The following is a 19,972-nucleotide window of genomic DNA, read 5'->3' on the forward strand; positions in this document are numbered from 1 at the left end:
TAAAACGTTAATACTATATTCTACATCATCATCAAGCCATTTTTAGTTTGATATCAGCGGAAACGGTTTTTAAATCTCTATCAGCATCAATATATTCTAACAATGAGAGATCTTTAAAATATCGAATCAATGGTTCTGTAGTTTTTTTATAAATATCAACTCTTGTTTTAATTGTCTCTTCCGTATCATCTTTTCTACCTCTCAAAAGCAAACGCTTAATTAGTACTTCTTCCGGGATATCTAAATAAAAAACTAATTCCAAAGGTTGATTTATTTCATTTAAGACTTCATTCAATGAATTTACTTGAGATAAATTTCTTGGGTAACCATCTAGAATCCAACCTTTATTATCCTTGACTAAATTTTGTCTTACTATCTTTAATACAAGTTCATCACTAACAAGTTCCCCTCGATTCATAATATCCTTTACCTGAATACCAAGGGCAGTATTCATTTCGATTTCTTTTCTTAATAATTCACCAGTAGAAAGGTGTAAATAAGAATTACTTTGACTAAGCAATTCCGCTTGAGTCCCTTTCCCTGCTCCAGGAGCTCCTAAAAATAGTATATGTTTCTTCATTAATTGTTAATTAGTCCCTCATACCTTTGTGAAATAACATAAGTTTGAATTTGCTTAGCAGTATCAATAGCAACACCCACAAGAATAAGCAATGAAGTTGCTCCTAAACCTTGAAAGGTCTGAACATTAGTAGCTCTTTCTACTGCAGCTGGGATTATAGCTACTGAACCCAGAAATAATCCTCCCAATAAAGTCAACCTATTTTGTATACCTGATAGGTAGTTGGCTGTATTTGTTCCTGGTCTAACTCCTGGAATCGCTACTCCTCCTTTTTTTAAATTTGAAGCTACATCAACTGGATTGATAGTAAGAGATGCATAAAAATAAGAGAACCCCAAAATCAAGGAGAAGAATGTAAGAGCATATGGCCATGGATTAGAAGATCCTGGATTTAAACTACTGGCTAACTTGATTAAGACTGGATTACCCGTAACATTTGCAATAGTTATAGGTAAAAAGATTAAAGCAGATGCAAATATGATAGGCATGACTCCTCCTGCATTTAATTTCAAAGGTAAATAACTTTGCCTTGTAGGAAGTAGTGTTGAATTTCCTATCTGCCTTTTTGCACTAACAATAGGAATGCGTCTTGCTCCCTCTTGGACAAAAATGATCCCAACAATTGTCAGTAAAAACACTCCAAGTAAAACTGCTATACCTAAAACATCACCTCTATCACCAGTTTGAGCTTTTTCAATGGTTGAACTTAGAGCCTTAGGTAAGGTCGAAACAATATTCAAAAAAATTACCAATGAAGCTCCTTGACCTATCCCTTTCTCCGTAATAATTTCACTAAACCACATTACTAACATTGAGCCAGTAACTAAGGCAATGGAGGTTTGCAGGACAAATGTAGTTTCACTTATTCCCTGAATAGCATATTGTTTGAGAATTAAGGAAAAAATTATACTTTGCAAAAAACCCCATCCTAATGAAACATATCTAGTTATTTGAGCAATTTTTCTTCTTCCCGCTTCTCCTTCATTTTTTTGTAAATCTTCAAGCACAGGCAATGAAGCTGTTAGAAGCTGAATAATAATTGATGCGTTGATAAAGGGAAGTATCCCTAATGCGAATATTCCTAAAGTTGAAATTCCTCCTCCAGTAAAAATATCTAAAAAACCTATTAATTGCCCCCCCTGATCTATAAAACTTTTAAAAGCAACCCTATCAATACCAGGCATAGGGATATATATACCAAGTCTTACTAAAAGGAGGAGACCTAGAGTAGTTAAAACTCTGCTCCTTAGCTCTTTATTTAAAAATAATTGGGAAAGTATTTCAGAAGCGCTAGGATTTCTACTTTTGTTGACAAACATTTTGAAGATTACCTAAATTTTTAGTAAATTTATTTATTATTTATAAGCTCGCAGGATCCACCAGCGTCCTCAATTTTTTGTTTTGCAACTTTCGTAAATGCATGAGCTTGGACTTTTAACTTTACATTAAGTTTTCCGTTACCAAGGATTTTTAAAGGAAATTTGGGCTTGAAGATTAATCCTTTCTTAATTAGTGAGTCTAGGTTAACAGTATCGTTATCTTTGAAATCATTTAATTTTTCTAAATTAATTATGGAAAAGTTCTTTTGATTAATTATTTCAAAGTGCTTTAATTTTGGAACTCTTCTATATAAGGGCATTTGGCCACCTTCAAAACCTGGACGTGTAGGTCTTCCAGAACGTGACTTTTGTCCTCTCATTCCAAAACCACATGATGCACCCTGACCAGCTGCAATACCTCTACCCTTTCTTAATTTTTTCTTTCTCGAGCCAGAGTTTGATTTAAGTGTATTTAAAGTTGAAGTCATAATTTTCAAGAATAGAGCTGTTCAAGTGAGATGCCTCTCTCCCTTGAGGCAGATTTGTGTGTTCTTAATTGAGAAAGAGCTACCATAGCAGCTCTTGCATTATTCAAAGGTGTTTTACTACCTAATCTTTTTGCTAAGACATTTTTTATACCGGCTAATTCTAAAACTGTTCTTATTGAACCACCAGCAATTACACCTGTACCTGGGGCAGCTGGTCTAATTAATACATTAGCAGCACCATCACGACCTTTAGATAAAGTCGGTATTGAATTATTTGGGGTTAAGGGAACCCTAACAAGATTCTTTTTACCATCTGAAACTCCCTTTCTCACCGCACCAATGACATCCCCTGCTTTACCAACTCCAACTCCAACTTGACCTTTCTCATTTCCAACAACAACAATTGCTCTAAAACTCATTTTTTTTCCACCCTTAACAGTCTTAGAAACGCGTCTAATTTGAACAACTCTTTCTTGCCAATCAGAATCTCTCTCTAGATTTTTTGAATCACCTCTTCTATTTCTTTTTCGATCATTACGATTATTCTTTTTTTGTTCCACGGGCATAGCTCCAGGAACGTTATCGTTCTTGGATTGAATTTCTTGTTTTGTTGGAGTGTCAGTCATAGTAAAAAATTAAGAGTTAGAATTCTAGGCCAGCTTCACGAGCAGCGTCTGCGAGTGCCTTTACTCTGCCGTGATATAAATTACCTCCACGGTCAAAAATTACTTGCTTAATACCTTTTTTTATGGCTCTCTTAGCTAATAATTTTCCAACAATGGAAGAAGAATTACAATCAGAAGATAATTTCTGAGATTTTTCTCTAAGTTCCTTATCAACAGTTGAAGCTGAGCAAATAGTTGTTTGAGCGCTATCATCTATAACCTGAGCATAAATATGGTTATTAGAGCGAAAAACAGACAATCTTGGACGGGTTGCATCTCCAATTAAGAATCTTCTTAATCTTCTATGTCTTTTTTGAGTTTGTAATTTCCTTGAAAGTTTGGTCATTTTTTTAATTGGAATTATTTTTTGCCAGATTTACCAGCTTTTCTGAGAATTCTCTCATCATGGTATTTAATTCCTTTTCCTTTATATGGCTCTGGAGGTCTAATTGATCTGATTTTTGCTGCTTCATTGCCAACAATTTCCTTATCAATTCCAGATACGGTAACGTTTGTATTACTCTCAACTTTGTATGTTATACCATCAGGGGGGATCATTTCTACAGGATGACTATATCCTGCACTTACAACTAGATTTTTACCTTTTACTTGTGCTCTTGATCCAACGCCTACAATTTCTAGTTTCTTTGAAAAACCTTGAGTAACCCCTTCAACCATATTTGCAATTAAAGCTCTACATAAACCATGTCTCTGCCTTGAATGTATTTTGGTTGTGGTAGGACTTACGACAACAGTATTATCTTTCTTATCAAAACTAACTCCCTCAGGCATGAGACGTTTTAACTCACCCTTTGGGCCCTTAACTGTAACTGTTAATCCATCAAAATCAACTGTAACTTTCTCTGGAATAAGTACTGGTGTTTTTCCGATTCTTGACATGATTAATTCTCCTTAATAAACATAGCAGAGGACTTCGCCGCCAATGCCTTGCTTTCTAGCATCGCGATCACTCATAACGCCTTTAGAAGTTGATATTATGGCAACTCCAAGACCTCCAAGAACTTTTGGTAAACCTCTAGTATTTTTATATATTCTCAAACCAGGTTTACTAACTCTTTGCATAGATCGAATAGTAGGAAATTTGTTTTTTCCACTATATTTGAGGCCGAGTATTATTTGTGATTTATAACCTTCACCTTCCTCATTAATATCAGAAATGAACCCCTCTTTTTGAAGTACTTTGGCGATACTTAAGGACATTTTTGAGCCTGGGATTGTTGTGGTTGTATGCTTTTTTTGACTCGCATTTCTAATTCGAGTTAGCATATCTGAAATTGGATCGTGATTTGACATAGTTTTAATTTAATTCTTACTAAAAGGCATTCCTAACTCCTGCAAAAGAGCTTTACCTTCTTGATCTGATTTTGCACTAGTGACAATAGTTATATCCATACCTCTTATTGAATCTATTTTATCAAAAGAGATTTCAGGAAAAATCAATTGCTCTTTCACGCCAACGGTGTAATTACCTCTCCCATCAAAACTTTTTGGATTAACTCCTCTAAAGTCTCTTATTCTTGGTAAAGCTAGATTTATAAATCTCTCCAAAAAAGAATACATCCTGTCTCCTCTCAAAGTTACAGTGCAGCCAATAGGCATACCCTCACGAATTTTAAAACCCGCGATAGCTTTTTTGGCCCTAGTTACTAAAGCCTTTTGTCCTGTAATTGTTGCCATTTCATTTAAAGAGGCTTCAAGAGCTTTCGAATTCGAAGCTGCTTCACCAAGACCTCTGTTAACGTTGACTTTGACAACTTTAGGTACTTGATGAATATTTTTAAGACCAAGGTCCTTTAAAAGTTTTGGTCTTATTGATTCTTTGTAGCGATTTTTTAGAGTCATAATTTTTTGTTAATTCTGGTCTTTGTCAGAATTGATAAATTAGAAAAAGTTGAAATCTGGTTTCTGATGAAAAATTAATCAATTACTTCACCAGTTTTCTTCAATCTTCTTTTCTTAACCCCCTCTTTATCAATAAAGTATTCAATCTTACTTGTAAGATTTTTATCCTTTGAAAAAAACATTACATTTGATGCATGTAAAGATGCTTCTTCTGTAAGAATTCTTCCAGTTTCTCCTTCCTGAGTTGGTTTTACATGTTTGGTCCTAAGGTTAATTCCCTTTACAACTACTCTATTTTCAAGAGGGATAGTTTTTAAAACTTCACCAGTTTTCCCTTTGTCCTTGCCATTAATTACTTTTACCAAATCTCCAGTTTTGATTCTCATTTTTATTCTCTGGAAATTTTTCTTTTGCTTTAATGAATCCAACATTTAAATCACCTCCGGAGCAAGAGAAACAATCTTTGTATAATTTTTATCCCGCAGTTCTCTAGCTACAGGACCAAAGACTCTGGTACCTTTTGGATTCTTATCTTCATTAATCAATACTGCCGCATTGTCATCAAATCTAATTGAATTACCAGTATTTCTTCTTAATGTTGCTTTAGTTCTGACTATAACAGCTTTAACAACTTCAGATTTCTTAACTCCCATGTTAGGAAGAGCATCTTTTACAGTTGCTACGATTACATCCCCGACATGTGCATACCTTCTATTTGAACCTAAAACCCTAATACATTGGAGTCTTTTTGCTCCGCTATTATCGGCAACTGTTAAATAAGTTTCTTGTTGAATCATTTTTTAACCTCCTTAGCCTGACTTGTTTTATTGAGAATCTCTTCTATGGCCCATCTTTTATGAGCACTAAGCGGTCTAGTTTCTCTAATTTTAACTCGATCACCTAAAACGCATGTATTTTCTGGATCATGCGCCTTATATCGAGTAGTTCTACTTACAATTTTTTTATAAGTGGGATGTGGATATCTGTTAATAACAGCAACAACAACTGTTTTATCCATTTTGTCGCTGACAACAGTACCAATTCTTTCTTTAAGTGCCATAACTAATAATTAATCAGAAGTTGTTTTAGAAGCAGATTGACTCTTACTGAGAGTGAGTAATTGAGCAACTTGTTTCTTGATAATTTTAAATTTATGAGTTTCATTCAGCTGTCTTGTAGCTTGCTTGAATCTCAAGTCAAAAAGATCTTTTCGTAATTGGTCAATCTTTTCAGTAATTTGTTCAGAATTTAATTTTTTAAATTCCTTTAGTGACTCTGAGTTTTTCATTGTTTAACCTCCTCTTGAGATTTTTTACTATTTTTTGTATTTTCTTGGGATGAATTTTCTAGATTTTTATCAATGGAGATAAATTTAGTTTTTACAGGAAGTTTGTATTGTGCCAGACGCATAGCTTCTTTTGCAATTTCCTCAGTGATATCCTCACCACCCATTTCAAAAAGTATTCTTCCAGGTTTTACAACTGCGACCCAAAACTCTGGATTACCTTTACCAGAACCCATTCTGGTTTCGGCAGGTCTCATGGTTACGGGTTTATCAGGAAATATTCTTATCCAGATTTGACCACCACGTTTGATATATCTAGTCATAGCTCTTCTGCTTGCTTCAATCTGACGTGCAGTTACCCAGCCACAGTCTTGAGCTTGGAGAGCAAATTGACCGAATGCAATAGTATTACCTTTTGAGGCTACACCCCTCATTCTGCCTCTATGTTGTTTACGGAATTTAGTACGTTTTGGACTAAGCATTGTTATACCTCCTATGAATTCTCATTTGAACGATCCTCAAATTGCTGAGGTCTTCTACTAGCTTTCCTCTTAGGGCTGGCACCCACAGGGATAGTTTGTTCTTCTTTAGGGAGAACTTCCCCTTTGAAAACCCAAACTTTAATGCCTAAAACACCGTAAGTTGTATTAGCTTCACGTGTTGCGTAGTCAATTTCAGCTCTCAAAGTATGTAAAGGTACTCTACCTTCTCTAGTCCATTCAGTTCTAGCTATTTCAGCACCATTCAACCTTCCCCCTACTTGAATTTTAAGACCTAGAACTCCAGCTCTTTGAGCCCTTTGTAAGGCCATCCTAATAGTTCTTCTAAAGGCGACTCTTTTTTCTAGTTGTTGAGCAATATATTCAGCTAGTAAAAAAGCATCAGCGTCTACGCGTTCAACTTCAACAACGTTTATTCTGACTTGCCTTGTTCTATCACCTATAGTTTTTTGAATGCCAGATCTTAATTCTTCAATACCACTTCCTTGTCTTCCAACTATAACTCCTGGTCTTGCTGTTTTTAATTCAAGTTCCAGTTGGTCAGCTTTTCTTGCTATTAAGACATCGCTAATTCCTGCTGCTCCATATTTTTTTTGTATGAAGGTACGAATTTTAAAATCTTCTTGGAGAAGAATTGGATATGTTTTTGAAGTAGCAAACCACTTAGAGCGATGCTCTTGTGTAATTCCTAATCTTAGTCCAGAAGGATGTATTTTATGTCCCATTAGTTTTGTACCTCCGCATTAGTTTGAGTAGGAGCAGACTCTACAGAAATACTGATGTGGCAAGTCTGTTTTTTAATTGAAAAAGCTCGACCTTGAGCTCTGGGTCTATACCTTTTCATTACTGGACCACTATTAGCCCATGCAGAGGAAATAACTAGGGTAGATGGATCCATTCCAAGGTTATGTTCTGCATTAGCAACAGCAGATCTTAGAACTTTAGTAATGGGGTCTGTAGATCTGTAAGGCATAAATTCCAACATAATCAATGCATCTCTATAAGATCTACCCCTTATCTGATCCAAAACTCTTCTCACTTTAGAGGCTGATCCGCGAACATAATTCCCATGCGCAATTGCTGTTTTTGTTGTTTCAGGTGTTTTTGTCATGATTTTGCTCCTTTCTTATCTCTTATGTGACCTCGGTAGGTGCGTGTAGGAGCAAATTCCCCGAGTTTATGACCAATCATTTGTTCAGTAATAAATACTGGAATGTGAGTCTTGCCATTATGCACAGCGATTGTGTGACCGATCATTAAAGGTAAAATCGTAGAGGATCTTGACCAAGTTTTGATAACAGACTTGTCATTATCAGTATTTTGTTTTTCTACCTTCTTGAGCAAGCTATCTGCTATAAAAGGTCCTTTTTTTAGTGAACGTCCCATGATTATGTAATAGAAATTGAAATAATAAATGAAGTAATCAAGAGTCTCTTCCTCCTCTACTCCTCTTAGAAACACGACGGCGTCTTCGAACAACTAATTTATTACTTGGTTTGTTCTTTTTACGTGTCTTTAGTCCAAGAGCTGGCTTACCCCATGGAGTAACTGGGCCTGCTCTACCAATTGGTGCTTTTCCCTCTCCTCCTCCATGTGGATGATCACATGGGTTCATTACACTACCTCTTACTTGAGGCCTTCTTCCAAGCCATCTTCTTCTTCCTGCTTTACCTAAGCTAGTATTTCTTATTTCAGAATTACCTACTTCACCAAGAGTTGCGTAGCATTCTTTTCTTACAAGTCTTACCTCAGTAGATGGGAGTTTTAAAGCAACATAATCTCCCTCTTTTGCCATAACTTGAGCACTAGCTCCTGCAGATCTAACCATTTGAGCACCCCTTCCTGCGTATAACTCAACACAATGAACACTAGATCCTAATGGCATAACAGAAAGTGGCATTGCATTTCCATCTTCAATTGGAACACTTTCTCCAGAAATGACATTTTGTCCGACTTTTACTCCTGCTGGAGCGATAATATATCTTTTCTCTCCATCTTCATAAAATAAAAGTGCCAACCTTGCATTTCTATGAGGATCGTAGTGTATAGCTGCAACTTTAGCGTTGATATTTCTTTTATCTCTTCTAAAGTCGACCAATCTATATTGCCTTTTGTGACCACCTCCACGGTGACGACAAGTGATAACCCCACGATTATTCCTGCCTTTAACTCTATGTTTTGAAACTATTAGTGATCTTTCAGGTTTTGCACTTGTGATTTCACTAAAGTCAGTAACTACTCTCTGCCTAGTGCCAGGTGTATAAGGTTTAAATTTACGTATTGCCATGATTAAAACTCCTTAAGATTCTGGAAATAGTTGGATTTTGTCTCCTTCAGCAAGACGTACAATTGCCTTCTTGACCTGAGAACGTTTTCCGGAAAATTTCCCGACTCTTCTTGTTCTCCTAGGAGGATTCATAGTGTTAACTCCTATGACTTTAACACTGAACAAGGCTTCAATAGCTGCCTTTATTTGAGGTTTTGCCGCTCTATGATCTACTTCGAAAGTATATTGGTTAAGATCTAGTGCATTTGTAGCTTTTTCAGTAATAACTGGCTTTCGTATTACATCGGCTAAACGAGAATCGAATAATTTACTCATGATGCATAAACCTCCTGAATTTTATCTATCGCTGATTGACCTATTACCAATTTATTGGCATTGAGAATATCAAATACATTTAATTGATCGGCGGCGATTAATTTTACTTTCTCAATGTTATTAATGGATTTTTTTATAATATCGGAAGGACTATCAAGAATAACCAAAACTTTTTCAGTTTTTTGTATACCTAATCGAGCAAGGCCATTGATGATATCACTTGTTTTAGGCTGCTTTAAAGTAGATCCAAAATCTTCAACAGCCTTCATATCAGATACTCTGGACATAAGAGCTGTTCTAAGAGCTAATCTACGTTCCTTACGATTCATATCAAGATTGTAAGAACGTGGTTTCGGTCCAAAAATAATTCCGCCACCAGGTCTTAAGGGTGTCCTTATTGATCCTTGACGAGCTCTTCCTGTACCTTTTTGTTTGTATGGCTTTCTACCGCCCCCGCGCACTTCAGATCTTGTCAAAGTTGATGCTGTCCCTTGTCTTTTATTTGCTAGCTGCCTAAGGACAGCTCTATGGATTAAGTCTGCCGAAGAAGTTTCTTTAGCAACTGCTAAATCAAGAGTAACTTTGCCTGATTTTTCACCATCCCACTTTAAAGTTTCAAGTGTTGTCATGATTTTTCACCTCCTTTTTTGCCTACAACATTATTTGGCTTAATGTTGACAATTGAGCCGGGCTTACCTGGAACAGAACCCTTTACTACAAGCAAATTCTTCTGATCATCAATTTTTAGAACTAACAATCCTTTGGTAGTTATCTGTTTTCCTCCATATCTTCCTGCCATTCTTTTCCCTGGATAAATTCTACCCGGAGTTGTTCCTGCTCCTGTAGATCCTGGTGCTCTATGATTTTTTGAACCATGACTCATAGGACCTCTGCTAAAACCATGTCTTTTCTGGTAACCTGCAAAACCTCTACCCATAGATTTGCCACTGATATCAACTTTTTGACCAACCTCAAAGTTTTTTACAGTTATTTGTTTTCCGATTTCATAAGATGAAGTTTCTTCAACCCTATATTCTTTTAAATGCTTTAAAAGTTTTTCACCTGATTTCAATAAGTGTCCCTTTTCAGGTTTGCTTAAATGCTTCTCTTTGGACAAACCATAACCTATCTGAACGGCGGTATAACCATCCAAAGCAGTTGTTTTCAATTGAGTGACGCGGCACGGACCTGCCTCTATAAGAGTAACTGGTACCGAATTACCTTTATCATCGAAAAGTTGGGACATGCCCAATTTCTTTCCTAAAATTCCGATAGACATAAGACTAAATTAGGCTAGCTCGTAATAATTTTTCAATTATCTAAACCCTTCAGTTATTAAGGTGAAGTTAATAAAAAAACAATTAGTAAGGTCGAGACTTATCTGAAATAATAGATAGTTTCTCTCGGGATAAACCCACCTGAATTTTTTTAACGAAACGCTAAAAAATGTGAAATTTCCAGAGGCTCGGCTAGCTTGCGAGCTTAAAAATTCACTAGGTTACAATTGTACAACATCAAGTACCATAAAATAAAATAAAATAGAAATAAAGGAAATTTTTATGCCATTACTTCTCTCAGGGAAAAAGTTTCATAACGATTTAAAAACTAACAAATGTCTCGCCATATTTGCTCCTCTTGAAGGTGGTTATGAAACTCGTCTTTTGAGAAGAATGAGGGCCAAAGGCTTTAAAACTTTTATAACTTCAGCAAGAGGGCTTGGAGATCCAGAAGTTTTCTTGCTCAAATTGCATGGCGTTAGACCACCTCACCTTGGTCATCAAAGTGTAGGAAGAAACGGAGCGCTTGGGGAAGTTCAACAAGTAATCCCACAAGCTTCTGAGTTATTTAATGAAAATGATAAAAATAAATTACTTTGGTTATTAGAAGGTCAAGTATTATCTCAATCTGAATTAGAGAGCTTAATAGAGATTTGCACTAACGATAATAAACTAACAATAGTTGTTGAAATGGGGGGTTCAAGAAAACTTGAATGGAAACCATTAAGTAATTATATTTTGGATGAATTTGAAAGTTAAATTGTTTGATTAAGACCAATAATAAAAAAGATAAATGGATTAAGTTAATTTGTGGTGCCAGCAATGAAGATATTGTTGCCATAGAAGATTTATGTGCAATTTATACTGCTGCTGGTGTCGACTACATAGATGTTGCAGCAGAAGAATCTATAGTTTATGCAGCAAAAAAAGGAATCGATTGGGCAAAAAAAGTCTTTAAAAACTCCCCTGGTATAATGATAAGTATTAGTGATGGTAATGATATCCACTTTCGAAAAGCAAAATTTGATCCTTTAAAATGTCCCCCTAGTTGTCCAAGACCATGCGAAAAAGTATGCCCCACCTTTGCAATTGATAATTTCGGAATTAAAGAGAGTAAATGTTATGGATGTGGAAGATGTTTAAATAGTTGTCCTCTAAATCTAATTAGTGAATATGAATATAATTTGTCAAAAAATGATTTAGCATCAACACTTCAAAAAATAAAGCCTAATGCAGTAGAAATTCATACAGAAATCAATCGCCTAGATTCTTTTACAAAAGTTGTAAGTATCGTTAAAAGTTCTGGAATGAAATTAGACAAAATATCTATTAGTTGTGGATTAAATCAATCTTTCAAAAAAGCCCAAGAGCCCGAAGATCTTTTGAAAGCTCTTTGGGAAAGATATGAAATTCTGAATGAGCTAGATATTCCCCTTATTTGGCAACTAGATGGAAGGCCAATGTCTGGAGATCTTGCTCCTACAACAAGTAGAGATGCTGTTAAGTTGTTTGAAAAAATCGGTTCAGATCTTCCACCAGGATTAATTCAATTAGCAGGAGGAACAAATGAAAAAACTCATGAATTATTGAATTCAAACAATCTCCCAGATGGAATAGCATTTGGAAGTGCTGCAAGAAAAATTATGCAGCCCCTTATTGAATTTGCTCACAAAAATAACAAAAAACTCTATGAGTATCCTGAAATAATGGGTTTGGCGATCAAAAAAGCTCAGAAATTTCTAGAGCCATGGAAATCGAGCTCAATCAAATAATATTTTTATTTTTCAAAACTAGCGCCATGTTTATAAAAAATTTGTATTTTTTGGATAGAAAAAAATCTTTTCATGTATTAAAATAGTAATTCAATGGGCCGTCGCCAAGTGGTAAGGCATCGGGTTTTGGTCTCGACATTCCTAGGTTCGAATCCTAGCGGCCCAGTTCTAATATTCAATTGGTGTCTTCTCAAAAAATTTTTCTATTTGATTTTGATGGTGTAATAGTTGATGGAATGCAAGAATATTGGCATAGCTCCTTGCTGGCCTGTGAAAAATATTTAAATTCCCCCAACATCACTATTGATCAAAAACTTTATCAAGAAGTACCAAATTCTTTCAAAGAAATTAGGCCTTGGGTTAAATATGGTTGGGAAATGATTCTAATTGTTCACGAAATAATAAAAACAGAAAATCCATTAAAAAGTGATAATAAAGATGATTTCATTAATAATTATCATCTAAATTGCCAGAGGATATTAAATGAAAATTCCTGGATAGCAGAAGATATACAAAAAATGTTAGATAAGTCTCGCAAGTACCAAATTGATAAAGATTTTAAATCGTGGGTAAATTTACATAAACCTTTTTTTGAAATTATATATTTTATGAAAGAATTAAGCAAAAGAGGAATCAAAACTGGAGTTATAACAACTAAAGGTAAAATATTTGCAGAAAAAATTCTTAACCAATTAAATATTTTTCCAGAATTTATTTTTGGTTATGAATCAGGAACAAAAATCAAAATAGCTGAAAAACTTACACAAACTTATAAAATTTTAGGCTTTATAGAAGATAGAAAAAAAACTCTAATCGATATTAAACAAAATTCGGAAACTTCTCACATTCCATGCTTCCTAGCTGATTGGGGATATTTGAAAGAATCAGATAAAAATAAGTTAAGTAATGAAATCAAATTATTAAAATTAGGAAACCTTGGAGAATTAGTTGCAATTCAAAGATAATCAGCTAGAGTACAAGTGTACTATAGTTTGTATTTATGAAGTTTGGTTTAAATAAAAATTTCCAAATTTAGAATAATTACAAGAACTTTAACCGATAAATCAAACAATGAGCCTTGAAGAAAAGAAAAAAACTGAATCAAAAGAAAAAGACAAGGCATTAAGTCTTGTCTTAGGTCAAATAGAAAGAAATTTTGGACGAGGTTCGATAATGAGGCTTGGTGACGCCTCAAGAATGAAAGTAGAAACAATATCTACTGGAGCGCTCACCTTAGATTTAGCATTAGGAGGAGGCTATCCAAAAGGAAGAGTAGTAGAAGTTTACGGACCGGAAAGTTCAGGAAAAACTACATTAACGCTTCACGCGATTGCCGAAGTCCAAAAAAATGGAGGAGTAGCTGCATTTGTAGATGCTGAGCATGCACTCGATCCAGTTTATGCGGCCTCTTTAGGTGTTGATGTTGAAAATTTGTTAGTTTCACAGCCAGATACTGGTGAAATGGCTCTAGAAATAGTTGACCAACTTATAAGATCGAGTGCGGTAGATCTTGTAGTTGTTGACTCGGTCGCAGCACTAACACCAAGAGCCGAGATAGAAGGAGAGATGGGAGATCACGTAATTGGAAGCCAAGCAAGGCTAATGAGCCAAGCAATGAGGAAAATAACAGGAAATATTGGCAAATCTGGATGTACGGTAATATTCTTGAATCAATTACGCCTAAAAATTGGCGTTACATATGGCAATCCAGAAACAACCACAGGAGGTAATGCATTAAAATTTTACGCCTCAGTAAGACTTGATATCAGAAGAATTCAAACTCTTAAAAGAGGTACTGAGGAATATGGTATAAGAGCAAAAGTGAAAGTAGCAAAAAACAAAGTTGCACCACCATTTAGAATTGCAGAATTTGATATTCTCTTTGGGAAAGGTATTAGTACAACAGGATGCTTATTAGATTTAGCAGAAGAGACCAATATCATCATAAGGAGAGGTGCTTGGTATAGTTATGAAGGAGAAAATATTGGACAAGGAAGAGATAATACAATTATTTGGCTTGATCAAAACTTAGAAATCAGGAATAAAGTAGAATCTATGGTTAAGGAGAAATTAACAGAAGGAACTGAAGTCAGTTCTAATTCAATGAAAGCATTAAATAGCAATCCTGCTAATACAATCGCTGTTAATGATATAAAAACAGTAGCTTAGATTTATAAAGAATCAGCTAAAGTCCACCACCCAGCAGCAGGGCCTATAAATCTCACTACAATCCATAAGATTACTAACCCTCCGATTCCAAACCAACTGGCCTTAATACTTAATTTAATTAGGTTATCTCTTTGATTGATTGTAAAGGGAAGCCATTCAAATAATCTGGGAGACTCATCAATTTTAGTTTTAGTATTATTTTTTTTTGGAGGTAAACCAAGTGTTTTACGTCTTTTTGCTTCTCCCATATTTCTTTAGTTATTTACAAAATCATAACCTAATCAAAAGGTAGCATATAGTTAATTTGTTTTGAGGGTTGAATGTTTTGCAAAAGTAATCTTCCCCAGTTTCTTTTATTTGCTCTTCCATCTAGGATTATTAACTTACCTGAATTTCTTCTTAAAGGAGAAATAGATCTTTCAAGTTTAATTCTAGCTTGAGGAAGAAAGAATTCTCTAAACCAGTCTTGAGAAAGCTTCTTTTTATGAGAGACAGTAATTACATTAATGGGTTCTGACAAATTCGGAATCGGAAGTAAAGGAATGATAATTTGTTCTGGAATTTGAATTAAATAAGAATTCATAATCCACCAGTCAAAACTAGAGCAAAGAATTTCATTTTTACCAGAGGGAATTTTCTCTAGCAATACTCTCTTCCCGTAAGTAGAAGCTAATTCTGTAGCAAGATTAATTTTTAAATCAATATCATCAGACAACACTAAAGTTAAACCCTTTCTAAAAAGTATTAACTTTTTGCATTTGTCCAAGATTGAATTGGTAAAAAGAGGATTATTAGGAAGCAACTGTTTAGAGGGTATATATAAAGAAATCATTTTCTCTTCAAAATTACTCTTAAAATTCATAACCAAGTCAATATCTAAACTATGTTTTTTAAAATACATTTGGAAAAAATTATCTTTTCTCAATGCTGATAAAAAAACAAATTTATTATTTGAAAAAAATTCCTTAATTTGAAAAAGTTCATCTATTGGCTGTAAATACAAATTCCAATCTAAATTTGTATCGTTTAACTTTACCCAGCATGCCCAACCTTGAGATAATGCTTTGTTGACGCTTAAAAATTTATCAGAAAAAAAAGAATTCTCATGAAAAAAGTTTGACAAGAAACTAATTTCTTTTTCATCTAAATTGATATAACTATTTCCTAAGACCTTTCTCAAGAAGAACTTTTTCTTCAACGAATCATATACTTTTATAAATTTTTGATTGATTAATTCAAATTCTTTAAAATTTTTTGTCCAATCCTTTTTAAGTAAAGAAATCCTAAAATGATTTTTTAAATCCTGTTTTATATCCTCAATTCCTGAATAAACTATTCTATGATTTCTAAGATTTCGAGAATTGGGATCATTAAGAAAATGTTGGATAGTTATCAAGTGAACATGATGATTTGCAAAAATAAATTGATCATTTTTAAAAATAAAATTAAAACCTAGATTTTTCAATGAATCAATCTGAAATTGGCTTATAAATTGGATTTTTTCTTTAGATAAAATGAAAGTTGAATCCTCTTCCTTTAAAAATAAAGAAATCAAAATTGGAGGTAACCAATCATAGCTAAAGAAAATTTCTGAATTAATTAGATAGGTAGAATCATTTTCAATACATTTGGAAACTATCCTCCCAAAAGAATATATGTGCTCCCAATTAATACTTTGATCTCTCAAAAAATTTTTCAAATATTGATGACTTAAAATTTCAAGCATTTATAATTAATTTAATTTCAAAAACATGCAAAATTTATGAACCTAATATACAAAAAATTGGTATCAATAAAAGAGGATCTTGAATTAATTAATTTATGAAAATTGGAATAGTAGGATTAGGATTAATTGGTGGTTCTTTAGGATTAAAACTCCAAAGTCTAAATCATACAATTTATGGAATAGCAAATAATGAATTTAATGAAAAAAAAGCTAAGGATAAAAAACTTGCAAATTTTGTTAGCTGTGATCTGAGCTTATTAAAAAAATGTGAGCTAATAATCTTGGCATTGCCTATCAAAGATTTGATCAGTCCGTCGCAACAATTAGTAGCATCAATACCTCAGGAAACAATACTAACTGATGTCGGCTCTGTAAAAGAACCAATTGTAAATACATGGGAAAATTCACATCCTCTATTTATTGGATCTCATCCAATGGCAGGAACAGAAAAAAAAGGAGTTGATTCTGGTTTTGAAGGTCTTTTTAAAAATGCAAAATGGATTATTACCCCAACACAAAATAGTGATTTAAATTCAGTCAGAACTATTTCCGAGCTCATAAAATCAATGGATTGTGAAATTTGCCAAGCTTCGCCAAAAGAGCATGATGAAGCAGTATCTCTAATTTCTCATTTGCCTATATTTTTAGCTTCTGCCCTCATAGAAACTGCGCAAACAAAAAATAATCAATCTTTATTAGATCTCTCGCAAAAATTAGCTGCTACAGGATTTGCTGACACTTCGAGAGTTGGCGGAGGCAATGAACAATTAGGCTTAGATTTAGCTATTAATAATCAGATTAATGTTTTAAATTCCATAAATAATTTTAAAAATAAGCTGAATATACTGGAATCTCTTATTAAAGAAAAAAATTGGGATTTACTTTCTAAAAAACTTGCTGAAGCAAAAGAAAACAGACAAAATTTTATAAACTAAAATTTTCTATACCTTTGGAAGCTAAAATTTGCCTTGAAACCATTAATGCAGACTGACTAACACCTGCAGTCCCCTCTCCTGGATAAATAGAATCTCCACATAACCATAAACCTTCAAAAGGTGTCCTACTTGATAATCCAAATAAACCAAAAATATCTGGATTTTGACCAAGCCCGCCTACTATTCCATTAGGTCTTTTTGTCCATTTTTCAAAGCCCAATGGAGTTGCTAATTCTCTATGTAGCCATTTTTCAGGATCAATATCAAATTGACTTTCCAATTCAAGGGATATTTTTTTCATGAAACCATTTTTTTTCTTTAAGTAAGTTTGTTTATCTAGATCAAACCAATCTTTAGTTTTGGTAAAGATACTGGCAATTAAAGTAACCTCACCTTTTGGAGCTCTTCCATCACCATCATCACTAATTGATACAAATAACGAACAAAATTCTTTTGAAACAAATTGATAATGATTGGAGAATATTTTTTTAATATGTTCTTTTTTTAATGCTGAATAAAAAACTACAGCTCCACTTGGATCAGGCAAATTATTAAGTCGATTTTTATAATTTTTTTTTCTTTCTAAAGGATCTTTCAAATGCTTGAGCAAAGATTGTGGAGGTGCGGTATAAATAACATCTTTTGCTTGATAAATAAATGATTTTTTTTTCGAATTAGCAGATACTTGCCAACACATATTACCATCATCAAAAGTTATAGAATTAACTTCTTGTCCAAAAATTAAATTCACTCCAGTTTTAATCAATGAACCTTCTAATGATTCACTTAAAGACTGCATAGATTTTTTAAGATGCCAGAGACCATGTGGCTGTTGACACATCTGAAGAACAGTAGATCCATATAATGCTGCAGTATTATAAACGTCCTCTTGAGAATAAAGTTTTAGTTGAAGATTTAAGAATTTAATCAGGCGCTCATTCTTGGATAATCCACATACTCGCAATAAATCATAGATAGTAGATTTAAGTAATATACCGGTGACAAGGTTTGAAGGTACTAGTGCTTTAAAAAGTTGAGAAAAATCCCAAAAATTACTTATTGGTAATACAGGGTTATTATTAGCAAATATCCAATTACTTTGATGTATAAGGGTACAAAGTTTCCAAAACCTTTGACTCCCAGGAAATTGCATTTCTCGTTCAGCTATCCATTTTCTTTTTTCATACCAAATAGGTATAGGTTTACTCCCATCATTTAAATCAACTATGCAAGCAGGATCTAAAATTGTGGCTTCTGGGGATGGAATATCTAAAAAATCAAAAATTCTAGAATGTATTCCTCCTTTCTCAAAACCCGCAACCTGAGTTGCGCCAACATCAAAAATATAATTCTTTCTTTTAAAAGTACCTGCACATCCTCCGGCTTGAGTATGAGATTCGATTAAAGTCACTGATAGGCCTTGTTTTGATAAAATTGCTGCAGAAGTGAGTCCTGCTATACCGGCGCCTACAACAATAACTTCAGACTTTCTCATAAAAATGCAAAAATTATCTCCTATTGAAATTAACGAAATTTGTGAAGAATTAGGTGAAAATTATCCAAAAAGCATTGAACAAGTTCATGGAGGTGATATTCATAATGCCTGGCAAATAGAATTCTCAGACAAAAAGTTATTTCTGAAAAGAAACATTAGAAACAAAAAATTCCTTGAATTTGAAAAATATTGTCTTCAAAATTTGAGAAAATACATTAATCAAGAAAATTTAGTTATTCCTGAAGTTATTGCATATAAAAATATAAAAAATATAGAAATTCTTTTAATTGAATGGATAGATATGCATAACTTTGACCAAAAAAAGCTGGGGAAAGGTTTAGGTGAATTGCATTTAAAATCATCTGAATCTAATCCCAAAATGTTTGGGTTTCCAGTTGAGGGTTTTATCGGAACAACAGATCAGAAAAAAGGCTTGGAAGATAATTGGATAGATTGTTTTCTAAACTTAAGGATAATACCTCAATTATTAAGTCTTAAATCGAGGATTTTAGATAAAGAAACTATAAATAAAGTTAAAGAAAAAATTAAATCAGAATTGCTGAATCATAAACCAATAAACTCTCTAGTTCATGGTGATTTATGGTCAGGCAATGCAGCAATGGACAAAAGTGGAAAAGGGGTTATTTTTGACCCGGCATCTTGGTGGGCAGATAATGAAGTAGATATAGCTATGACAAAATTATTTGGAGGTTTTAGAAAAGAATTTTATGAAGAATATCATAGATTTTTTCCTATAAAAAAAGGATTTGAAAAAAGAATTATTATCTATAATTTCTATCACATATTGAATCACGCCAATATGTTTGGAGGAGGTTATTCAAAACAAGTTAAAGATTACGTAAAAGCAATACTCAATATGTAATTTTAACTACCCTAAATATGTCTTTTTAAGATTTTGTACCTTATCTAGAACAGCTTCACGATTTTCACTGGTACGAAGATTTTGCCAGCTCCATTGACCTACAACAATTACGCCAAGTAGTTCTAGTAAACCAGGGAGAATAGGGAAAAAGTTTATCGTGTCAATGACAACTTTAATTATAATCTGAGCTATTACGACAACAGCAATTATGCCTGCCGCCTTGCCGTACTTACCCATTTGAGTCCAATCAACATTACCAAGGGTTTCGTTGACTTTTCCCATAACATCAGAGTACTTCTCTGAAAAACTTTTGGTTTCTGAGCTTGTATCGGAGCCGGAGTCTTGGTTTGACTCTGGAGTGTTATCACTCATGAATTCAGTAAACTTAATATATGAACCAGACAGTATCGGAA

At 33.8% G+C, this 19,972-nt stretch carries 30 protein-coding genes and 1 tRNA gene; 7 read left to right on the top strand and 24 right to left on the bottom strand.

What is annotated here, in order from left to right; genetic code table 11:
* Positions 1-31: 31 nt before the first annotated feature.
* The 20 genes from EW14_RS08760 to rplC all read right to left on the bottom strand — a co-directional run bounded on the left by EW14_RS08760 (position 32) and on the right by rplC (position 10,581).
* Positions 32-580, bottom strand: coding sequence for an adenylate kinase (locus EW14_RS08760; RefSeq protein WP_042851080.1), 549 nt, complete (start codon positions 578-580; stop codon positions 32-34).
* Positions 580-1,899, bottom strand: coding sequence for a preprotein translocase subunit SecY (secY, locus tag EW14_RS08765; protein ID WP_042851081.1), 1,320 nt, complete (start codon positions 1,897-1,899; stop codon positions 580-582). Before secY ends, EW14_RS08760 begins: the two co-directional genes overlap by 1 nt.
* Positions 1,900-1,928: 29 nt before the next feature.
* A complete protein-coding gene (gene rplO, locus EW14_RS08770) occupies positions 1,929-2,387 on the bottom strand; it encodes a 50S ribosomal protein L15 (RefSeq protein ID WP_042851386.1) in 459 nt (152 codons plus the stop codon).
* A gap of 5 nt (positions 2,388-2,392) precedes the next feature.
* Positions 2,393-3,013, bottom strand: a complete 621-nt coding sequence (gene rpsE, locus EW14_RS08775) for a 30S ribosomal protein S5 (protein ID WP_052044759.1) — start codon at positions 3,011-3,013, stop codon at positions 2,393-2,395.
* A 16-nt stretch (positions 3,014-3,029) separates the two neighbouring features.
* A complete protein-coding gene (gene rplR / locus EW14_RS08780; RefSeq protein ID WP_042851082.1) occupies positions 3,030-3,398 on the bottom strand; it encodes a 50S ribosomal protein L18 in 369 nt (122 codons plus the stop codon).
* 14 nt (positions 3,399-3,412) lie between these two features.
* A complete protein-coding gene (gene rplF / locus EW14_RS08785) occupies positions 3,413-3,952 on the bottom strand; it encodes a 50S ribosomal protein L6 (protein ID WP_011819158.1) in 540 nt (179 codons plus the stop codon).
* Between the two features lie 12 nt (positions 3,953-3,964).
* Positions 3,965-4,366, bottom strand: coding sequence for a 30S ribosomal protein S8 (rpsH, locus tag EW14_RS09955; RefSeq protein ID WP_011819159.1), 402 nt, complete (start codon positions 4,364-4,366; stop codon positions 3,965-3,967).
* A gap of 9 nt (positions 4,367-4,375) precedes the next feature.
* Positions 4,376-4,915 (bottom strand): 50S ribosomal protein L5, encoded by a 540-nt coding sequence (gene rplE, locus EW14_RS09960; RefSeq protein WP_011819160.1) that lies wholly within the window; start codon positions 4,913-4,915, stop codon positions 4,376-4,378.
* A 74-nt stretch (positions 4,916-4,989) separates the two neighbouring features.
* Positions 4,990-5,346, bottom strand: a complete 357-nt coding sequence (rplX, locus tag EW14_RS08800; RefSeq protein ID WP_011819161.1) for a 50S ribosomal protein L24 — start codon at positions 5,344-5,346, stop codon at positions 4,990-4,992.
* Positions 5,347-5,712 (bottom strand): 50S ribosomal protein L14, encoded by a 366-nt coding sequence (gene rplN / locus EW14_RS08805; RefSeq protein ID WP_002807235.1) that lies wholly within the window; start codon positions 5,710-5,712, stop codon positions 5,347-5,349.
* Positions 5,709-5,975, bottom strand: a complete 267-nt coding sequence (gene rpsQ, locus EW14_RS09965; RefSeq protein WP_011819162.1) for a 30S ribosomal protein S17 — start codon at positions 5,973-5,975, stop codon at positions 5,709-5,711. Before rpsQ ends, rplN begins: the two co-directional genes overlap by 4 nt.
* A 9-nt stretch (positions 5,976-5,984) precedes the next feature.
* Entirely contained in the window at positions 5,985-6,203 is a 219-nt protein-coding gene (rpmC, locus tag EW14_RS09970) for a 50S ribosomal protein L29 (RefSeq protein ID WP_025895061.1), read from the bottom strand.
* A complete protein-coding gene (gene rplP, locus EW14_RS08820) occupies positions 6,200-6,682 on the bottom strand; it encodes a 50S ribosomal protein L16 (protein WP_042851083.1) in 483 nt (160 codons plus the stop codon). The genes rpmC and rplP overlap by 4 nt, the downstream gene beginning before the upstream one ends.
* An 11-nt stretch (positions 6,683-6,693) precedes the next feature.
* Positions 6,694-7,425 carry a 30S ribosomal protein S3 gene (gene rpsC / locus EW14_RS08825; RefSeq protein WP_011819165.1) on the bottom strand — a complete coding sequence of 244 codons (732 nt, stop codon included), beginning with the start codon at positions 7,423-7,425 and terminating at the stop codon, positions 6,694-6,696.
* Positions 7,425-7,811 carry a 50S ribosomal protein L22 gene (rplV, locus tag EW14_RS08830; protein WP_025895064.1) on the bottom strand — a complete coding sequence of 129 codons (387 nt, stop codon included), beginning with the start codon at positions 7,809-7,811 and terminating at the stop codon, positions 7,425-7,427. Before rplV ends, rpsC begins: the two co-directional genes overlap by 1 nt.
* On the bottom strand, positions 7,808-8,086 hold the full coding sequence (gene rpsS / locus EW14_RS08835; RefSeq protein WP_011819167.1) for a 30S ribosomal protein S19: 279 nt from the start codon (positions 8,084-8,086) through the stop codon (positions 7,808-7,810). Before rpsS ends, rplV begins: the two co-directional genes overlap by 4 nt.
* A gap of 37 nt (positions 8,087-8,123) precedes the next feature.
* Positions 8,124-8,987 (bottom strand): 50S ribosomal protein L2, encoded by an 864-nt coding sequence (rplB, locus tag EW14_RS08840; protein ID WP_002807290.1) that lies wholly within the window; start codon positions 8,985-8,987, stop codon positions 8,124-8,126.
* Positions 8,988-8,999: 12 nt separating this feature from the next.
* On the bottom strand, positions 9,000-9,302 hold the full coding sequence (locus tag EW14_RS08845; protein ID WP_011377190.1) for a 50S ribosomal protein L23: 303 nt from the start codon (positions 9,300-9,302) through the stop codon (positions 9,000-9,002).
* Entirely contained in the window at positions 9,299-9,931 is a 633-nt protein-coding gene (gene rplD, locus EW14_RS08850) for a 50S ribosomal protein L4 (RefSeq protein WP_042851084.1), read from the bottom strand. The genes EW14_RS08845 and rplD overlap by 4 nt, the downstream gene beginning before the upstream one ends.
* Entirely contained in the window at positions 9,928-10,581 is a 654-nt protein-coding gene (gene rplC / locus EW14_RS08855; RefSeq protein ID WP_042851085.1) for a 50S ribosomal protein L3, read from the bottom strand. Before rplC ends, rplD begins: the two co-directional genes overlap by 4 nt.
* A gap of 280 nt (positions 10,582-10,861) precedes the next feature.
* Here rplC and ndhN point away from each other — a divergent pair, with 280 nt between their 5' ends.
* From ndhN to recA, 5 genes are all read left to right on the top strand, one after another.
* Complete coding sequence (ndhN, locus tag EW14_RS08860) at positions 10,862-11,338, top strand: NAD(P)H-quinone oxidoreductase subunit N (protein ID WP_011819171.1); 477 nt, start codon at positions 10,862-10,864, stop codon at positions 11,336-11,338.
* 5 nt (positions 11,339-11,343) lie between these two features.
* Complete coding sequence (locus EW14_RS08865; protein WP_042851086.1) at positions 11,344-12,351, top strand: LdpA C-terminal domain-containing domain; 1,008 nt, start codon at positions 11,344-11,346, stop codon at positions 12,349-12,351.
* A 94-nt stretch (positions 12,352-12,445) separates the two neighbouring features.
* Positions 12,446-12,517: transfer RNA gene (locus EW14_RS08870), tRNA-Gln, on the top strand.
* Positions 12,518-12,533: 16 nt separating this feature from the next.
* A complete protein-coding gene (locus tag EW14_RS08875) occupies positions 12,534-13,316 on the top strand; it encodes an HAD family hydrolase (protein WP_042851088.1) in 783 nt (260 codons plus the stop codon).
* A 106-nt stretch (positions 13,317-13,422) separates the two neighbouring features.
* On the top strand, positions 13,423-14,520 hold the full coding sequence (recA, locus tag EW14_RS08880) for a recombinase RecA (RefSeq protein ID WP_011819174.1): 1,098 nt from the start codon (positions 13,423-13,425) through the stop codon (positions 14,518-14,520).
* 2 nt (positions 14,521-14,522) lie between these two features.
* On the opposite strand, the gene EW14_RS08885 is transcribed toward recA, so the two are convergent.
* Both EW14_RS08885 and EW14_RS08890 read right to left on the bottom strand, forming a co-directional pair.
* Positions 14,523-14,768, bottom strand: coding sequence for a DUF2839 domain-containing protein (locus EW14_RS08885; RefSeq protein WP_025895071.1), 246 nt, complete (start codon positions 14,766-14,768; stop codon positions 14,523-14,525).
* A 29-nt stretch (positions 14,769-14,797) separates the two neighbouring features.
* Positions 14,798-16,246, bottom strand: a complete 1,449-nt coding sequence (locus EW14_RS08890; RefSeq protein WP_042851090.1) for a DNA helicase — start codon at positions 16,244-16,246, stop codon at positions 14,798-14,800.
* Between the two features lie 95 nt (positions 16,247-16,341).
* On the opposite strand from EW14_RS08890, the gene EW14_RS08895 reads away from it, so the two are divergent.
* Positions 16,342-17,181 (top strand): prephenate/arogenate dehydrogenase, encoded by an 840-nt coding sequence (locus EW14_RS08895; RefSeq protein WP_025928898.1) that lies wholly within the window; start codon positions 16,342-16,344, stop codon positions 17,179-17,181.
* Here EW14_RS08895 and crtD read toward each other — a convergent pair.
* Positions 17,171-18,676 carry a C-3',4' desaturase CrtD gene (gene crtD / locus EW14_RS08900; protein ID WP_042851091.1) on the bottom strand — a complete coding sequence of 502 codons (1,506 nt, stop codon included), beginning with the start codon at positions 18,674-18,676 and terminating at the stop codon, positions 17,171-17,173. The genes EW14_RS08895 and crtD overlap by 11 nt on opposite strands.
* 4 nt (positions 18,677-18,680) lie before the next feature.
* On the opposite strand from crtD, the gene EW14_RS08905 reads away from it, so the two are divergent.
* Complete coding sequence (locus tag EW14_RS08905) at positions 18,681-19,559, top strand: fructosamine kinase family protein (protein ID WP_042851092.1); 879 nt, start codon at positions 18,681-18,683, stop codon at positions 19,557-19,559.
* Positions 19,560-19,565: 6 nt separating this feature from the next.
* Here EW14_RS08905 and EW14_RS08910 read toward each other — a convergent pair whose 3' ends face one another.
* A complete protein-coding gene (locus EW14_RS08910) occupies positions 19,566-19,931 on the bottom strand; it encodes a CAAD domain-containing protein (RefSeq protein WP_011819180.1) in 366 nt (121 codons plus the stop codon).
* Positions 19,932-19,972: the final 41 nt, after the last annotated feature.

This window comes from Prochlorococcus sp. MIT 0604, from assembly GCF_000757845.1.
GTDB lineage: Bacteria > Cyanobacteriota > Cyanobacteriia > PCC-6307 > Cyanobiaceae > Prochlorococcus_A.